This is a genomic window from Halomonas sp. hl-4 (assembly GCF_900215475.1).
Classification (GTDB): domain Bacteria; phylum Pseudomonadota; class Gammaproteobacteria; order Pseudomonadales; family Halomonadaceae; genus Vreelandella.
On record NZ_LT907845.1, the window covers coordinates 365,391 to 382,231 of the forward strand.

General features: G+C 55.3%; 15 protein-coding genes. 11 read left to right on the forward strand and 4 right to left on the reverse strand.

Going from position 1 to position 16,841, the window contains the following annotated elements; genetic code table 11:
• Positions 1 to 19 precede the first annotated feature (19 nt).
• Entirely contained in the window at positions 20 to 1,672 is a 1,653-nt protein-coding gene (locus CPH17_RS01885) for a putative bifunctional diguanylate cyclase/phosphodiesterase (protein ID WP_441316766.1), read from the reverse strand.
• A 481-nt stretch (positions 1,673 to 2,153) separates the two neighbouring features.
• On the opposite strand from CPH17_RS01885, the gene CPH17_RS01890 reads away from it, so the two are divergent.
• Complete coding sequence (locus CPH17_RS01890) at positions 2,154 to 2,948, forward strand: 2OG-Fe dioxygenase family protein (RefSeq protein ID WP_096298066.1); 795 nt, start codon at positions 2,154 to 2,156, stop codon at positions 2,946 to 2,948.
• A gap of 209 nt (positions 2,949 to 3,157) precedes the next feature.
• Complete coding sequence (locus CPH17_RS01895; protein ID WP_096298068.1) at positions 3,158 to 3,910, forward strand: Crp/Fnr family transcriptional regulator; 753 nt, start codon at positions 3,158 to 3,160, stop codon at positions 3,908 to 3,910.
• Positions 3,911 to 4,084: 174 nt separating this feature from the next.
• Here CPH17_RS01895 and CPH17_RS01900 read toward each other — a convergent pair whose 3' ends face one another.
• Positions 4,085 to 4,588 (reverse strand): invasion associated locus B family protein, encoded by a 504-nt coding sequence (locus CPH17_RS01900; protein ID WP_331710449.1) that lies wholly within the window; start codon positions 4,586 to 4,588, stop codon positions 4,085 to 4,087.
• Between the two features lie 418 nt (positions 4,589 to 5,006).
• Between CPH17_RS01900 and CPH17_RS01905 the strand changes: the two genes are divergently transcribed.
• The gene (locus CPH17_RS01905; RefSeq protein WP_096298070.1) at positions 5,007 to 6,050 is read left to right on the forward strand and encodes a M23 family metallopeptidase; all 1,044 of its coding nucleotides are present in this window, start codon (positions 5,007 to 5,009) and stop codon (positions 6,048 to 6,050) included.
• 274 nt (positions 6,051 to 6,324) lie between these two features.
• On the opposite strand, the gene CPH17_RS01910 is transcribed toward CPH17_RS01905, so the two are convergent.
• Positions 6,325 to 8,388, reverse strand: coding sequence for a tetratricopeptide repeat protein (locus CPH17_RS01910; protein ID WP_096298072.1), 2,064 nt, complete (start codon positions 8,386 to 8,388; stop codon positions 6,325 to 6,327).
• A gap of 103 nt (positions 8,389 to 8,491) precedes the next feature.
• On the opposite strand from CPH17_RS01910, the gene CPH17_RS01915 reads away from it, so the two are divergent.
• From CPH17_RS01915 to CPH17_RS01940, 5 genes are all read left to right on the forward strand, one after another.
• Positions 8,492 to 8,860 carry a truncated hemoglobin gene (locus CPH17_RS01915; RefSeq protein WP_074398505.1) on the forward strand — a complete coding sequence of 123 codons (369 nt, stop codon included), beginning with the start codon at positions 8,492 to 8,494 and terminating at the stop codon, positions 8,858 to 8,860.
• 60 nt (positions 8,861 to 8,920) lie between these two features.
• On the forward strand, positions 8,921 to 9,382 hold the full coding sequence (locus CPH17_RS01920) for a DUF4437 domain-containing protein (RefSeq protein ID WP_082934243.1): 462 nt from the start codon (positions 8,921 to 8,923) through the stop codon (positions 9,380 to 9,382).
• 36 nt (positions 9,383 to 9,418) lie between these two features.
• Positions 9,419 to 9,679: a hypothetical protein gene (locus CPH17_RS01925; protein ID WP_096298076.1), complete on the forward strand. Its 261-nt coding sequence runs from the start codon at positions 9,419 to 9,421 to the stop codon at positions 9,677 to 9,679.
• Positions 9,680 to 9,959: 280 nt separating this feature from the next.
• Positions 9,960 to 11,159, forward strand: coding sequence for a GGDEF domain-containing protein (locus CPH17_RS01930; protein WP_096298078.1), 1,200 nt, complete (start codon positions 9,960 to 9,962; stop codon positions 11,157 to 11,159).
• 572 nt (positions 11,160 to 11,731) lie between these two features.
• Positions 11,732 to 12,676, forward strand: a complete 945-nt coding sequence (locus CPH17_RS01940) for a calcium/sodium antiporter (protein WP_096298081.1) — start codon at positions 11,732 to 11,734, stop codon at positions 12,674 to 12,676.
• A gap of 107 nt (positions 12,677 to 12,783) precedes the next feature.
• On the opposite strand, the gene CPH17_RS01945 is transcribed toward CPH17_RS01940, so the two are convergent.
• Positions 12,784 to 14,070 (reverse strand): DUF2254 domain-containing protein, encoded by a 1,287-nt coding sequence (locus CPH17_RS01945; RefSeq protein WP_096298083.1) that lies wholly within the window; start codon positions 14,068 to 14,070, stop codon positions 12,784 to 12,786.
• A gap of 249 nt (positions 14,071 to 14,319) precedes the next feature.
• Here CPH17_RS01945 and CPH17_RS01950 point away from each other — a divergent pair, with 249 nt between their 5' ends.
• The 3 genes from CPH17_RS01950 to CPH17_RS01960 are packed head-to-tail and all read left to right on the forward strand — an operon-like array spanning position 14,320 to position 16,813.
• On the forward strand, positions 14,320 to 14,931 hold the full coding sequence (locus tag CPH17_RS01950; protein ID WP_096298085.1) for a LysE family translocator: 612 nt from the start codon (positions 14,320 to 14,322) through the stop codon (positions 14,929 to 14,931).
• 47 nt (positions 14,932 to 14,978) lie between these two features.
• The gene (locus tag CPH17_RS01955) at positions 14,979 to 15,395 is read left to right on the forward strand and encodes a DUF2784 domain-containing protein (protein WP_441316757.1); all 417 of its coding nucleotides are present in this window, start codon (positions 14,979 to 14,981) and stop codon (positions 15,393 to 15,395) included.
• Between the two features lie 47 nt (positions 15,396 to 15,442).
• Complete coding sequence (locus CPH17_RS01960; protein WP_172898683.1) at positions 15,443 to 16,813, forward strand: CHAD domain-containing protein; 1,371 nt, start codon at positions 15,443 to 15,445, stop codon at positions 16,811 to 16,813.
• Positions 16,814 to 16,841 lie beyond the last annotated feature (28 nt).

The following is a 16,841-nucleotide window of genomic DNA, read 5'->3' on the forward strand; positions in this document are numbered from 1 at the left end:
CGTCAAATCACGACGAGGCTCAGCTCGACAGCCCCTCGTGACCAGGCACGAAACCGCCCAGCAGGCGGTCGATTTCCTTGGCAGGCATTGGCCGGTAGAAGAAGAACCCCTGGATGAGATCGCAATGCATTTCGCGAAGCAGTGACAACTGTTCGGCGTTCTCGACGCCCTCGGCCACTACCTCCAACCCCAACCGATGACCGATGAAGATGGCTCCCTCCATGATGGCCCTATCCTTGGGCTGGGTGGGAGCGTCATGGATGAAGGAGCGATCGATCTTCAGAGCGGTGACTGGAAAGTGCTTGAGATAGCTCAGGGAAGAATAACCGGTCCCGAAGTCGTCGATCGCAATGCGAATACCGCGATGATAGAGGCGCCGCAGGTCCTCGAGGAGGGTCTCGTCGGCTTCGATCAGGACATTCTCGGTCAATTCGATGCCGATATCCCGCGGGCCTAAGCCGTGACGCTGCAGCGTGTCCTCGAAGCTCTTCAGGGCATCGGGGCGCACCAGTTGACGACCCGAGACATTGATGTCGATGCGGTGCTCATGAAATCCCTTGGCGCGCCATTCCACCTGCTGGCGGCAAGCCTCTTCGATGACCCAGTCGCCCAGCCGATGGATCACACCGGAGCGCTCGGCCAGCGGGATAAACTCGCCAGGCGAGATCGGCGGGCCCTCGGCAGGCTGCCAGCGTAGCAAGGCCTCGAGATTCTCTATTCGCCCACTGGCCGCCGAGACCTGGGGCTGGTAGTGGAGGGAGAATTCACCGTTATCCAGGGCTTCCTCGAGTCGCGCCGAGAGATAGTGCTGGCGAACCAGCTCATCATGGAGCTTCTGTTCGAAGAAACGTACAGCACCCCGGCCCTCCAGCTTGGCACGATTCTTGGCAACATCGGCATTACGGATCAATTCGCGTGACGATTCACCATTCTCGGGAAAGAGCGCCACCCCCAGGCTGGCCGTGACGTGACGCTCCCGGCCATCCAGGACGAAAGGTTCCCGGAAGACATTCTGGACATGACGAACGACCCGTCTGACATCGGGGGCCAAGTGGACGCCGGGAAAGGCCAGTACGAATTCATCGCTAGAAACACGGGACACCAGGTCAGTGATTCGCTGGCACTCTCTCAGCCGCCGCGTCAGCTCAATGAGCAGGCGATCGCCCTGATCATAGCCAAGGGCATCATTGATCTCGACGAAGTGATCGAGGTCCAGGTAGATGGTTGCCAGGCCATTGCCCTGGCGCCGACAGGAATCCAACAGACTGTCCAGGTCGACCTCGAAGGTCTGGCGGTTAGGGAGATGGGTGAGCCTGTCGAAACGGGTGGCGAATTCCAGGTCACGGTGGGCGCGCTTTTGGTCGGAAAGATCGACATCCACGCAGAACATCAAGGGTGCGTCGGTATGCTCATTGAGCATCAGATGCTGCGAAAAGACCGATACCAGTTCACCCGTTTTATGCTTGAGCTCGAGTTCATCGGCGGGTATATCGATGCCTTCATTGATCCAGGCTCTATGCGCCTGGATCATCTCGTCACGCATGAAGGCAGGAATGATCAGATCTTCCAGTAACTGTCCCTGGGCTTCCTCAGCGGTATAGCCATAGAGACGAGTGCTACCCTCATTCCAGTAAATCACTCGCCGATCGCGATCATACCCCTGAACCGCCACCTTTGGCAGACTCTCCAGCAGGGCGCGGAATCGCTGTTCACTCTCCAGATACTGGCGGCGTACTAACGCGACTTCTTCCCTGCTGGCATCATGCGAATCGATGCCATCAGTTGGAGGTGTCTTTGACACCTCCAACGCGAGCGCAGCGGAAAACTTCCTGCGGTTCTTCTTCAGGCGTTCCGAATCTCTGTGATGTCGGGAATCGCTGGCAGTCATGGGATTCACTTAAAGAAAACACACTGTCAAGAGCCATCATAATGGCAACAATAAGCAACTTTGTTGTGATTATCCTACACCTATTTGCAGGAGAACCTACATATATACGTTATCAACGGTCTGATCCTGTTTTTAAAAAAATCACTCTTTTTTAGTACATTTCTTTGACATATCGTTGCAAATCTTTTCATTTTAATCCTGTTGACCGCGGTGTTTACACCGGCAACACCGGGCAATTCCGCCCAGTTAACAGGAGAATACCAACATGAAACTCGATACTCTCAAGCACGGTTTCGACCTCACCTCCATGCTTGCCGATTCCCTCGCCGCTTATTGGCATCCGGGAGTGACCGAGGCGCTGAGGCATCAGGATTGGGCGAAAACCGATATTCGGGATCGAATCGATCTGACCGCCTGGCAGGGGTTTACCGCTGACCTGCCGCGCGATCCCTACGTTAACCAGCGATGGAAGCGGATGTCATGGCTCGCCCTGAATGATCAGGGAGATGTCGAGGATATGGGCCAATGCCCCATGGCCCAGGGAGGGGCCTTCAACGACGCGGAAAGCATGGCGGATCGCCTGCGGTACTATGATCCGCTGACTCGGGAATTCATGGCACGCCCCGATGTGAAGGCCTTCGTTCGCGCCTGGGCAAGGCTTTGGAGTATCGGTGCGCACGAACCCATCCTGATGCAGATCACCGGGGTCCGTGGAGAAGGCAACATCGACCCCCTTCAGGGGCAGGGAATTCATGCCGATGGCTGCAAGGCCCTAAGCATCCTGGTCATCAATCGGGAAAACGTGGCGGGCGCCGAGAACCACCTCTACGCAGACAAGGCTGGCACGCAACCCTTGGTCGATATCACCCTGGATCCGGGTGATATCCTTCATCTGCGCGATGACCGGCTATTCCACAGTGTCGATGGGATCGAACAGCTCGACAGCGAGGCTCCCTTCGAGCGGTTCATCATCATCATCAACAGCCGCTTCGTGGACGACTTCCAGAACCGGATGTTGCGTCGCCACTTCCCAGAAGCGGTCCTCAATGAGAGCTTCTAACACTCTCGGAAAATTGAGAACCTAGCAACACCTACGCCCCCGGAAATCCGGGGGCGTCTTGGTTGTGCGCCAGTCATGGCGCGCAGCGCCCAGCAAGAACCCACCCAACTGACTGATAATACTGGTTATCCATAACCTATGTTAAGTGGGCAGTCTAGGCATGTGTATTAGAATAATGTGAAAAAATCATTTGCCTGAGAGGTAATAGAGTGGCTCTCCTCGATACCGTCGTCATGCGGGGCCTTAGTCGCCAAGGTGCCTTGTCTCCTGAAGACAAGGCGTTGTTGCTGGGACTTGAGCTTAGCCCTCGGCGCATGTCAGCCAGCGAGGTACTATGGCTGGAAAATGGGGATGCTGATCTGTTCTGTGTGGTCAAGGAGGGCTGGGCATACTCCTATCGCAACTTGAAAAATGGTTCGAAGCAGATCCTCAAGTTCTACCTCCCCGGGGATATCATCGGTATTCGCGATTTTGGCTTCACCCGCCGCTTGGCAAGTGCGTCGATGATTAATGAAGGTGTGATCTACCCGTTTTCCTATCAGCAGCTTTTTGAACTCTTTGGGCGTTCAAACCTGGCTGTTGGCATCATGGCCACCGCGATGCGCCAGCAAGCGCTGCTTTCAGAGCGCCTGATCTACCTCGGCAAGTATACCGCCCACGAACAGCTGGCTCACTTTCTCTACGAAATCTATCTGCGACTCAAGCGGATTGGGGCCGTGGAGGACAATGGCTTTCTCATGCCGCTCACCCAGGAGTTGATCGGCGACGCGCTGGGGATGAGCCCTGTACACGTGAGTCGGACCTTCTCGATGCTGCGCGAAGAGGGGCTCGTGATCCGCGACCGTCAACAAGTAACGTTGCCAGACCCCGAAGCGTTGGCGCGGCTAGTCGAGTTCAACGACAGCTATATCGATGAATTACTACCTGCCACTTTTTCTGAACTGCTAAGCGCTACCCCATAAAGCGCCAAACGCAAAAGCACGCGTCGCGTCTGTTGGTAGGGCTGCTCGCTTGAAGTGGCTTTTCCATTGGTACGTCATAAACGGGTGCACTTCGTAGTAGCGATTCGTGTTGATAACGACTGAGTAGACTTGCCAGCCCCTGTGGGCCGGCTTTGTCGGGAAAGGCCCCTAGGCTCAGGGAGCGATGCGATTACTGGCGTCGGTAAAGCCGGCCAGCGAAATATCCAGGTCCATGCGGTCACCCTGTGGGCCAATCATGCTGAGGGTTGCCGTAGTGCCACTGCGGAGTTCCTGCAACATCGACGACTCAATGGGGGCGTCGGCACGGCACCCTTGCTCCTGGCAGACCTGATAGGGGAACTGGATCGGCTCACCGTCATCCACGCTCATTTGCATGCCCGGGGCTAGACGTACCCCTAGCGGCACGAAGAAGCTCATCACAGGGTCATCGGCCTCGGGTGGGTAGTCGAGAATTACTTGCATCAAGGGCTGGTCGCTGTCAGGTTGAGTGATCAATTGCGCCATCGCACAAGGGCTTGGGCCTTCGCCATTACGCTGGCAACGGACCTCCCAGTCCTGGAATGACTCGGTGGTGACATCATCATCGGAAGCCGTCCCAGGTTCTTGTTGGCTGAAGGCGTTGGGAGACAACATCAAGATCGATAATAGTCCCATCATACATAGGCTTTGCTTTAGACAGTGCGGCATTGACGTAACCTCTTATTGGTTCGCTCATGGTGAATAATAATACCTACCATGCCTGCTTGCTCGCTTGAGGTCGAGCCCCTTGGTCACGAGCGTGTGGCTGCCTCGGTTGATCAGGCGGCTTGAGGGCCAATATTCACAACACACATTGGTGGTAATCAAAACGCGCCAATGAGTACGGGTCAGGCTGCTAGCGCGCGGAACAAATGTAGGTTAAGCGTAGACGTTAGCAGAATAAGCTGCCCGTCCTTGTCGTTAGTGGAATATCAGCACGCCTCGACGTCATCCCATCCTCATTTGCAAATTGGCATTGTGCGGCGCAGTCACGAGCTCACGCCAAAGGCTTTTCAACAATCGGCACAGGGCGTCATAATCTCCGCTTAGGTTGACAATGTCGCTGGGTAAGATCACGCCTCCAAATGCTAGAATGAAAAACATACTGATCGCACTTGCACTCACCTTCGTAGTCGTCACCTCGATTCAGCTGTTTTCCCCGCTGGAGGTTGCCGGTGTTGTGGTGGTCGCGATTTATCTAATTCTATACGCGATTCTGCAGTGGCAGCATCGATTTAGAAAGCAACGTTCTTTTCCACACGACACCGCACCTGACCGTTCCAGTTGGCCTCTATCGAGGCCGTTTCGGCGATTGGGGCCTACGTTCGGTGGATGTCTTTTCTTGTGCGTCTTTTGGATCACCAACATCTTAAGCATTTTTAATCCATTTCAACTGGTGCAGATCATTCGCCAAATGATCGGCAATGCGCGACTGGAGAAAAGAGAGAAGCGGACCGGCGAAAGCGGTGTGAACTATAAAACCAAATCGAGATATCACCTTCCCGTTCATGGGGAATGGCTTGTCTTCAACGGAGGGTATAGCCCGAAGAGTTCGCATTCATGGGAGCTTCTGGGGCAACGGTTTGCTCTGGACCTCGTGAAAGCTGATCCAACGTTTTGTCGCCACTCGGGGAGCGGTACGCGATTAGAACAGTATTATTGTTATCGTCAGGATATATTGGCAGCGGCCGATGGACGTGTCGTGGGCGTCGAGAATCGCGTTTCTGACGCGCCGTTTGTCGGTTGGGGATTTAGTGATTTTACAGCACGGCATTTTGCTGGAAGCCACGTGATTATTCAGCATGCCGAAGGCGAATTTGCGTTGTACGCCCACCTAATTAAAGGCAGCATCTGTGTGCGCACTGGTGACCAGGTTAAGCGGGGAGAGCGCATTGGCCAGTGTGGGCACAGCGGCCATAGCAGTGAGCCACACCTCCATTTTCATTTACAAGACTCACCCAGTTTGTTCCAGGGGATGGGTTTGCCGGTTACTTTTTGTGACCTCCATGTAGATGGTAAAAACTTGGCTTCTGGTTACATTCGTGCCACTCAACGGGTCCGGAACGCTTCGCACGTTGCCACAGAAGCACCGAAGACATGAAACGGTAGCTTCAGGCCGAGGCTGTGTGAAAACTCATAAATCAGTTGGCTGTTGCCGTATTCAACTGTATGGCTACTGCTAATAGTGAATTGCTCCGAGTATTCTAGACACCCGTATACTTGCGGAAATAGGCAATCGTTTTGAAGTCGGATGCAAGGCGTTACCCCAGAAAGCTACACGGCGGCAAAGCCGGGCAAGTTCGGTGTAGGTGCCGGTTAACCAAAACGTTATTGGCATAAGCGCTGACCCAGAAACCAGGCAGGGTCAGGAGTTGTCAGATTTTCCAGTCCACCGGCGCACGAGGGTCGGGCTGGTAGACGAAGTAGGTGCCGGTGCGTAGCGTCCGCTCCAGGTGCGCGCCGAGGCTTGAATGATGTTGCGTGATCCGATTGAGGGCGTAGCGCAGCGAGCGGGTGGCGCTGGTGCGCGCGCGCTCTACGCCGTCACCGACGGTACGAGCCCGACCGTTCAGGCCGACACCGCGGCACAGCTCGTCGACGAGAAATTCACGATCGGCGCGTGCGAGTTGCGCTCGGTGAAAATCGTTGTTCGCCTCGGCTTCCGCGATGTCCTCTTCCGTCTCGGCAAGGCGCTGCCGGTAGGCCTCGCGAGCTTTGGAGTCGAACACCTCCAGTCCGCATTGGGCATCAATCCGGGGTGCGCCACCTGCGGACAAGCCGACGGGAAGCGCCCCACGCTCCACCTCGACCAGGTCGAGGACATGAAATTCCCGGCCGGGCTCCGCCAGTAAGCGCTCCAGGTACCGCATGCCCTTGAGATCTTTCAAGCGGACGGTAGGGCCTCCGAAAGTCACCGTTCGCATATCCCCTTCGCGGCAAAAAACACAATGCTCGGGTTCCGTAGCCTGCCGCGAGGGTGTCACCGGCCGGTGTTCGCGAGCCAGTTTTGCCCAGGTCGTGGCGTTGAGCTCCTCCAGCGCTCGGCAAGCGGCGTCGAGTTCCAGATCTGCGGTTCTGTCGTTACCTGCCGCGCGGTGTGCCGAAGCGAGCTCGACGCGTAGATTCGCGGCTTCGAACGGCATTCGCAGCGAGATCCACTCCATCATGGCCTGGCTCAGAAGCTCAATCGCTTGGCATTTCTGCCCGTCGTGCAGCGCCAACCGCCCCTGGGCGGCGAGCGCCGAGTTTTGTAATGTGCGGCTCTGGTAAGTCCGGGCGATATCCTTAAGGTCGGCTGCGGCAGTGCGAGCCGTGTCGCCGTCGCCAGCCGCCAGCGCTATGACCACCTGGGCCTCGCGCAAGGGGGCCCGTTGCAACCCTCCGGAAGGCGGGCGCTCCTTCGACGGGATATCAAATGGGTGCTCGAGCGCGCTTTCGATCATCGCAGAAGCTTCGTCGACTCGTCCTTGGGCCAACCGCAGCAAGGCAAGCCCCGGTTGGGGGAGCCAGGCATTCTGGTGGGCCGCCAGATACGACTCCTCTGCACCCGCGAAATCGCCCTTGCGAAGCCGCGCGTTGCCGAGTTCGGTCAATGGCCAACCGAATTCCCGCCGCATCCAGGGGCGCAGCTCTTCGCAGGCCTGCAATGCCTCCTGCTCGGCGGCATCGCACGGGCCCCTCAGGCGCATGATCTCCGCCCGGTGAACCCGGCAGCGGCCGTGGAGGCCTCCAAACGCTGCCCCTTGGCGCCACCGTTCCATGGCTTCGGTCCATTCCTCGGCGCGGTCGTACTGACCGATCCACTGCATCGCGCAGATAAGCTCGCACCACATCTGCCCCGAGGTGAGGGGGTCGAGGTTGCCCGCGCTCAGTTCCACTGCAACGTCATCCAGCGCGCTCAGCCCTTCATCCAGGTAGCCGTCGTGGATGCGGACCCTGGCGAAGGCCACCTGTCCAATGATCGAGGGTGCGGCCAGCCCGTGCCTTTGTCCTCCGTCCATGGCCCGTTGCGCCCATTGCCCAGTCCCCGGCATGTCGCCACACATCAACCGTTCGTAGGTCCGCACCGCGGCGATCCAGGCCCAGACCGGGTTGTCGGGCGCGTCTTTCACCAGGCATTCCGCCCGGGACAGCCAGGCGCGCACGGTGGCCATCAGGCCCGTGTCCATCATCAGGTACATGCCCACCATAACTGCCGCGAATGCCGCTTCCCGGGTGCGGTCGTTTTCAAGGTGCAGGTGGTAGAGCTCAGCGTACGCTGCCAGCGTTTCCTCCAGATCACCGGCACCGTAAGCCGCTTGGGCCCGCAGCTCCAAAAGCTCGGCAGTGGGTGGCGCGGCTGATGGTGGTTCTGACAGTCTCGTTAGTAGCTTCTGGGCCTGCACATAGTCGCCAGCGTCGAGGGCAGCCCGAATCCGCGTCAGTTCCCCTTCCGTCATCGCTCAACCCTCTTGTTGTGGTTGTAACAAGGATTGTCACGCATTTATGCGTAGGTGCAAGGCGCATCTAACCGAAAACTTATTCAACAGGGAGTATCTTGACATGAGTGACACCCTTTTCGACAGACTCGGCGGTCTCAACGGTATTGACAAACTCGTAAACCGGATCGTCGAACTTCACCTCGAGAGTGACATTGTTGGTCCACGATATTGGGTGCTCGATGAAGAGGCAATTGACCATGCGCGTGAGAAAGTCAAAGAGTTCATCGCGGCCGGTACTGGCGGACCCGTGGAATACACCGGTCGGTCGATGATTGAAACTCACACCGGGATGAACGTAAGCGCGGCCGAATACCTGGCCGTGATTGACGACATCATGCAGGCGATGAACGAGATGGAATATTCCGGCCCGGTCTGCAACGAAGTTCTGGGTATTGCCTATTCGCTCAAGGAGGAAATCGTTCACATATAGGCTGAAGTGTCGGTCGACGATGTACCGCACATATCGGAACTAACTAAACGGAGAAAAATCATGTTTATTCAGACCAAAGTAACCATTCTGAGGGCTCTATTCTCCCTGTTGTTCGCTGGCCCACTGCTGGTCACAATACCATCGTATGCTGACGATCGGGCCTTTATATGGAACCTTGACGACGAGGAGCTTCAATGGGGCCCCTGTCCAGAATTTATGCCCGAAGGCTGTGGTCTGGCTGTTCTGCAGGGCGATCCGGAAGACCATAATGCCGACGTTTTCTTCCGGCTCCCCGCTAAAACCACTGCCGACCATCACTGGCATCACTCCGCTGAGCGTATGGTGTTGGTCGCCGGTGAAATGGAGGTAGATTACGACGGGCAGGAGCCGGTGATTCTGAGACCGGGTACTTACGCTTATGGCCCGCCCAAACTGGCTCATGTCACGCACTGTCGTTCCGACGAAGACTGTGTATTGTTTATCGCTTTTGAAGAGCCTATAGACGCGCTGGAAACCGAATGATGTAACATAACGGCATTCCGGCTCCAATGGGGCGGGATGTCGTTTAACTCACCAGATTCTCTACCCGTTCGCGCACTCATCGACGTGAAGTTCCGGAAAGAAGCTAAACCCAAAAAATACCGGAAAGTTCAATTATCGGCATCTGGGCACAATATGATGTTAGAGCATTTCCTAAAGCTCAATAAGGTGCAAAAAATTGAGCTCAATGAGTATAAAAACCATGAAGCCCGCGCACTACGTGTGCCGGACCTCATTCATTCGGCCGCTTATAACTGGCGTTATATCAGTGTCGTCTAAAAGCCCGCTTCTGGCCGCTAGCTTTCTGTACTATCACCGTAAAATCGCGCCCCAAAAAAGCACTCTCATCAGTGCCAAAGGATAGTAGCGCGCATCATTGACCGGTGGGTAAAATGTGCAAAACTAGCCCACGCGAATTCGGCTTTTGCAGTGTAGCGTATGTAGAAATTAGGCGCGTATGATCACCTACATTGTTACTCCAGCGAGCCAATCAGATTGGCGGCCCTTGCTGCTTGCTGAACAATAAGAAATTGCCGCGTTACTCAGGGAGTTTGTGGCTTTGTCGTTACAAGAAAAGCGGTATCAGTTGCATTGGCTAACGGGCCAGTTTTGCGATGTCGGCAGCGAGTTGATGTATCGCCGGTCTATCCTGGAAAGCGTGAGGTTTGAGTACAGCCTTGCCTTGAGCATCGCGGCATTAGTTTTTGGCATGTTTGCGATTTCAGACTATTACTTGCTGGGCCTCACCCGGGAGTTTTATCTGCTGCTGGCCATGCGCATTGTGGTGGTGAGCATGTGCCTTCTGGTGGCCTTTGCGATTAGGCGCTGGGAAGGGCGCACATACCCAGTCTGGTTGCACGCTTTGCCGCTATGGATACTGGCGACGGGTATCATTTTGATTGTTCCATTGCGCCCTGAGAGCCTCCCCACTCAGGTAACAGCGGTTGTGGTCGCCACCATCGCATTCTATCTTCTGATTCCCAATCTGCTGACCGTCGTAACGTTTGCCAGCCTCTATTTGAATATTGGTTTTATGATCGCTGCCGTGCTGTTTGCGCAGATTGGATCAGTAGGGACGGTTCGCATAGCGCTGTTATTGATTATGACCAATGTAGTGGGGTTCTGTGCCTTGCTGCGATTGGAAAGCCTGCAGCGCAAGCAGTATGCCTTGCTTCATGAAGAGCGTGATCAAAACCACCAACTTCACAAGGAAATCGCGCATCGGAGATCGCTGGAAGAGCAGCTTCGGGTGGTCGCCGAGCGGGATGCGCTGACGGGGCTTAATAATCGCGGCCATTTCATGAGCCTGGCCGAAGCGCTATTACAGCGATCACAATTGGAAAAGGTGCCGTTTGGTTTTTTCATGATCGATGTGGACCATTTTAAGAGAATCAACGATACCTGGGGCCACAGTCACGGCGACTGGGTTTTAGCCAAGATTGCGGAGGTTTGTGCGCAATCGCTCCGCCCCACGGATGTGATAGGGCGTTTCGGAGGTGAAGAATTTGTGGTGGCCCTTCCGAATACCGGCCCTGATGACGCTCAGGTTGTGGCGGAGCGCTTGAAAAAGGAGGTGGCAGAGCTGCCGTTAAAGGAAGAAATGGGGGTGCTATGCCCAAGCGTAACTATCGGTATCGCTGTAGCAAACGCTGAGGAAGTCGACCTCGAATCCCTAATCACGCGAGCGGATCAGATGCTTTACGATGGTAAGCGTGGCGGTAGGAACCGGGTGGTAATGTGCCACAAGGGAGTGGAATAGGTTGAGGGATTGGCAATAGTTATCCAGCAGGCTGAACTTCGCTCTTGGCCGAATAACGGCAGCCTCGTTTAGACTGTTATTTGACGACATCAAACTTCCGTCTGCTCTGCCATTTCCAAAGCATCATCTACCTCTATCCCAAGGTATCTGACAGGGCTTTCAAGCTTCGTATGATCCAGGAGCAGTTGCATCGCTCTCAAATTTATCGTGCGGCTGTAAATCAGCGAAGCTTTGGTGCGACGCATTGTGTGCGTGCCATAGATCGATGCAAGTAGAGCCGTTTATTGCATGATACTCCATCGAGTAGAGGTCAATGAATGACTCAAATCATGCTTACGTTGTGCTAAGGTTGTTAAAAGTCGCTGCTTGACGCTGATCGGCTATGGCATCAACAACAGTAGCCTTTTTATCAGTATCATGAAGCACAAGCGCTGATTGGCATTTTTACGCTGAATTTTAATAAATTTATACGTTTCTAGTGACTAGACCGCTAGCGTGCAGCATAAAGTTATGACTGTTCGTAGTCGTCGAGCATACATAAATAATATTTGTTCAAGCGGATAGGTAAAAAGATGATCACTGACTATGTATTTATTGTCTTTTCACTTGTGCTGCTCTTCGTTGGTGCCGAGGGACTTGTCAGAGGAAGCACTACACTGGCGTTGCGAGCTGGGCTAAGCCCCTTGATAGTGGGACTGACGGTTGTAGCGTTTGGTACCAGTTCGCCAGAATTGGTCGTAAGCGTCAAAGCGGGTCTTTCGCAGCAAGGTGATATCGCAGTTGGGAACGTAGTTGGTTCGAATATCTTTAATATCGCTTTTATTCTCGGTCTAACGGCTCTGGTATGTCCGATTCCTGTTCATCGGCAAATCATTAAAATAGACGCACCCATTGCCCTCGGGGTGGCCCTTATATTGGTATTTTTCCTATTGGATCAGGCGCTAGGTCGTTTTGAGGGCGGACTACTATTCGTGGGAATTGTCGCGTACACCTGGGTGAATGTTGTCCTGGCTCGCAAAGAAACAACCACTATTGCTACCCCGAGCGATCCGTTAACACCAGTAGTTTCGCGGCATTGGATAGTAGATATTTTATTCATCTTAGGCGGTCTTGCAGTGCTGGTGATTGGGTCTAGTCTGCTGGTGGAGCATTCCATCAACTTGGCCAAGGACTTCGGGGTAAGTGATGCAGTTATTGGGCTAACTATTGTGGCTGCAGGCACCAGCATGCCGGAATTGGCTACCTCTATTGTTGCTGCTTTCCGTAAGCAACCCGATATCGCGATAGGCAATATTGTTGGTTCAAATATATTCAATATTCTTGGGATACTGGGTCTATCATCGCTTATCTCACCGTTAAGCGCGGCAGGTATATCGACACTGGATTATGCGACAATGATTGTGTTCACAGTCATACTAATTCCCTTACTCTATACGGGGCGGCTTCTTCATCGACTTGAGGGTGGTTTGCTTCTCTTTCTTTACGGAGCTTATATCTTTGCTCTGTGGCCCGCGTAGGAGACAAACAAAGCTATGAGCAGCGATAAAGATTCCGTTATGGAATAGCGGTTGTGTAGATTTTTTTATGGCACATCCGATAACACGGATAAACTGTTGTTCTGCTTTTACACAGCCGAAAACTCAGCAGTTTTGCGCACCGCATCGATATCATCCTGAAGCGACATGACGCTTTCTGAACGGGCCAGTGCCCTCCTTGAATGTTTTTTGGCGGCCGTCGCCATCGCCTGGTCATCTGCCGCGGCCAACGCACACAGCGCTTTCTGCAATCGGATCGATACCTCCACCATACCCGCGCCGTCACGGGCAATGGCCGTAAAAGCATCGTCGAAAAGGTCGTCGATCATCAGTTCGGGCACGGCGACACGGTCATAGGTGATCGCCTGTAATGCGTCTTTTTCAACGGGGGATTGCCAAAGCGTCAACAGGCGCACCAGCGTGCCAATGACATTAATCGCGGTGCCTGGGTCATTGATACCCGGCGACAGCGCTTTGTCGGCAATTTCGGACAACGCAAGAAGCCCGAAGCGGGGATCATCTTCAAAGGTACGGCTTGAGCCAATCGTGAAGGCGCTGGAGAACGCCTCGGTCTCAAGCGTCGTGCCTGGTTGAGTGTCGCCCACGATGGAAAGCAGCGGGAAGTGCGTATGCACAAAGGTGCCCGGCAGAGCCGCTACCGTCACGCGGCAGTCGTGCGCTTCAGCGCAGGATTGTAATGTTTCCAGGTCGATATGCTGGACATAGCCCACTTTTGAAGAACACACATGGACGCCCTTGTGAACAGCCTGATGCGGGGAAGCTGTCAAAGCGCCGAGCGAAGGCGCATGTCGGCGACGGTTCAGTGCGTCGCCTGCGGCTTTTTCCGCTTTCTCAATGGTATTCAACACTTTGCCCAGCCGGGCGATTCTGTCCACCCAGCGAACGAACGTGATGATGACAATGGCAAACACCAAAAGCGTCAGAGCGAAGATGGCAAACCGGCCTGCAGCGTCAAACATGTCGTTCTTGAGGGTTATAAGGGACACAATACTGAAGATGAAGGCGCCAATAAACGCAGACAAGGCGTTCTGGGTGACGTCATCGGCAATAACCAGCGGTATGGAGCGGGGCGTGGCTCCGGTGCTGGCAGAGGCATAAGCGGCCACCATGGAACCCACTGCAAATGTCGCAATCACCAGCATGCTCGACGCCATGATGGTCAGTAGCGATTCGACAGACTCCAGGGTGATATCGGGCAGCACACTAGATAGCCCCATATCGTCAGCGAGCATGGCGATGAAGGTGCCACCAATAGAAAGCACGCAAAGCATCAGTGGCTTGACCCACAGACGCTCGTTCAGCCGACTGAAAGCAAAGCGCAGCCTGCCCAGGGTGAACCGCTTTGATTGAGCCATAGTGCCATCCTCATGTGGTTTGGCTCAGAACCCTGAGGCCAGCTGGTGGAGCTCTCCGGTAAACCGGTTTGTAGAGAGTGTACGCTCTCCCGAGATGCACAGGAACACAACGAGCGCCGCATAAGCCAGTCGCAGCCGCGCTGTCGAAAAATGCATTTCATCGGCTAGTTGTGTAAGGATTGCCCCATAGCAGGCAGCGGTCGCTGGTATTTTGTGGGCGCGTGTCAGCGGGCACCCAGGAGAGATTCAATGCAGTTCGATATGTGGTTTATCTATCTCGTCAGTTGTATCGGCTTGTCGCTGTCGCCAGGCCCCAATGGGCTTCTCGCGCTGACGCATGGGGTGCTTCACGGAAGTCGCAAGACGCTGTTTACTATTTCAGGCGGCGCGATAGGCTTTGTCATCGTTATCGCCCTTTGCATGTTTGGTATTGGGGCGCTGATCAAGTCGTCGGTTATGTGGCTTTCCATTCTGAAGTGGGTAGGGGGCGCGTATCTCATTTGGCTTGGTATCCAGGTATGGCGCTCACCGCCAATTTCCACGACAGCGCATCCTGACCAAATGGTGACCAGCGGTTGGTCGCTTTTTCGCCAGGGGGCGCTTGCGTCGATTACCAATCCCAAAGTGTTGCTGTTCTTTAGCGCTTTCTTACCGCAATTCCTTGACCCGCAAAACAGCCTAGTGCACCAGTTTGTCATTATGGCGGCGACCTTCGTGATGACGGAATTTTTGGCAGAGTTCATTCTGGCAAGCGCCGCTAGCCGTATTCGGCATTGGTTAGAACGGGCCGGGCGAGGGTTTAATCGCGTTTGCGGGGGAGTGTTCATGGCCATTGGCGCAGCGCTGCCGTTACGGGCTTGAAACGTCAGTGGGCAAGCTTTGCAGACAGATAAGCCACGCCGAGGTGAATGATGATGTCCGAACAGTGGCTATTGCTGCTTTTAGCCGACGCCATGTTAATTATTCACGTGCTGTTTGTGGCCTTCGTTGTGCTCGGTCTGTTCGCCGTATACGCAGGGTATTTTCTGAAATGGCGTTGGGTGCGGAACAGAGTGTTCCGTATCGTTCATCTATGTGCCATTGGTTATGTGGTGGTGCAATCCTGGTTGGGCGCCGTCTGCCCGCTGACCACCTGGGAAATGGCGCTTAGAGCCGAAGCGGGCGCGGCTACTTATACCGGGTCGTTTATTCAGCATTGGCTGCAGAGCTTGCTTTACTACAGCGCGCCGGAATGGATGTTTGTGGTGGGTTACAGCGTGTTTGGTGGCTTGGTGCTGGCGAGCTGGTGGGTGGTGCGGCCTCATCGGCGTGTTCGTCCGCGCTAGGGTGTGTACTAGACTACCTTTATCAAGTCGCGATAGGGAGTCAAGACATGCGCCACCTATTCGTGATGCGCCACGCCAAGGCCAAACAGCCCAGCGGGGATATGGCCGACCACCAAAGGCCTTTGCGCAAGCGAGGAAAACGCCAGGCCGCGGCGATGGCGCCGGTGCTGCAGCGCTGGCAAGCGTTGGAAGGCGAGGTTTACGTCAGCACGTCGGCGCGCACACGTGCGACGTTCGACGAAATTGCCGGGCGACTGCCTGACCGCCCCATGGCGAATCAAGTGCACTTCGATGAAGCCCTTTACACCTTTGAGGGCGACGCGCTGCTGGCCTGGCTGAAGGCGCTGCCGGAGGGAGCCGAGCGGGTATTGATAATCGGCCATAATCCGGCGCTGATGGAGCTTGCCCGTTGGCTCGATAAAGCGTCGCCGACAAAGCTGTCTACTGCCAGCGTGCTGCATTTCACGCTGCCGCAAACGCCCTGGTCGGCCATGGAGCAGGGCGGCGCGACGCTGGTAGGGAGCCTTAGCCCGGAAGCCGCGAGTTATCCGCTGTTCAAGCGTCGGGCGCCCAAGCCGCCTGACCCTAAAAACGATATGGCGACACGAACCCGCGCCATGCTTGCGCACCAGTGCTGGATGATCAAGGCGCTGGAGCCCGGGGTCATCGCGGGGGAGGATCCCGAGTTTCTGCACCAGTACCGGGTAAACCTGCGTCGCAGCCGGGCGGTGGGCGAATCCCTGCGTTCCGTTACCAAGGTGCCGGGCCTCAAGAAGCAGCTCAAGGCGCTCAAGCACCGTGCCCGGGCGACCAGTGACCTCCGCGATCTGGACGTGTTTCTGGAGGATCTGGGCAATCTCTCACCGCCGCTTTCCGCCAATACTCGTAAGGACCTTCAACAATGGCTTCAGGCTTGCTGTGCGGAGCAGCATAACGCGGTATGCCAGCTGTTGAGCGCACCTGAATATGCCGAGCAGTTGCAGAACTGGCAGGCGTTTATTGCCTCCGGGGAGGTCAAGAAGGCGCTGTCCAAGCTCACCTCGAAGCGCATCAACGCAGTGCTGGATAAACGTATCGCCGCCCATGATGACGATTTGGCGCTACTGGCGTCCGATGCCTCCGACGCCGACTTGCATGAACTACGCAAGCGAGTAAAGCGCATTCGCTATCTGGCCGACCTGACGCCCGCGACGTCCAAGCGGTTTCTCGCTCAACTTAAGCACCGCCAGCGCCTGCTTGGTGACTTTCAGGATATCTGCACTCGACAGGCCTGGCTGGATGCTTTCTGCGCCAGCCTTTCACCGGACTCGCAGCAGAAGCAGGAGTGCCATCAATGGCGCGCTTCGCTGGAAGAGCCAAAGCAGAAACTGCGCGAGGAGATCCTTGCGTTTGTGCCACTGGTCAACGTTGCCTCATAGCCTTGCCAGCAGAAGATAGCCAATATAT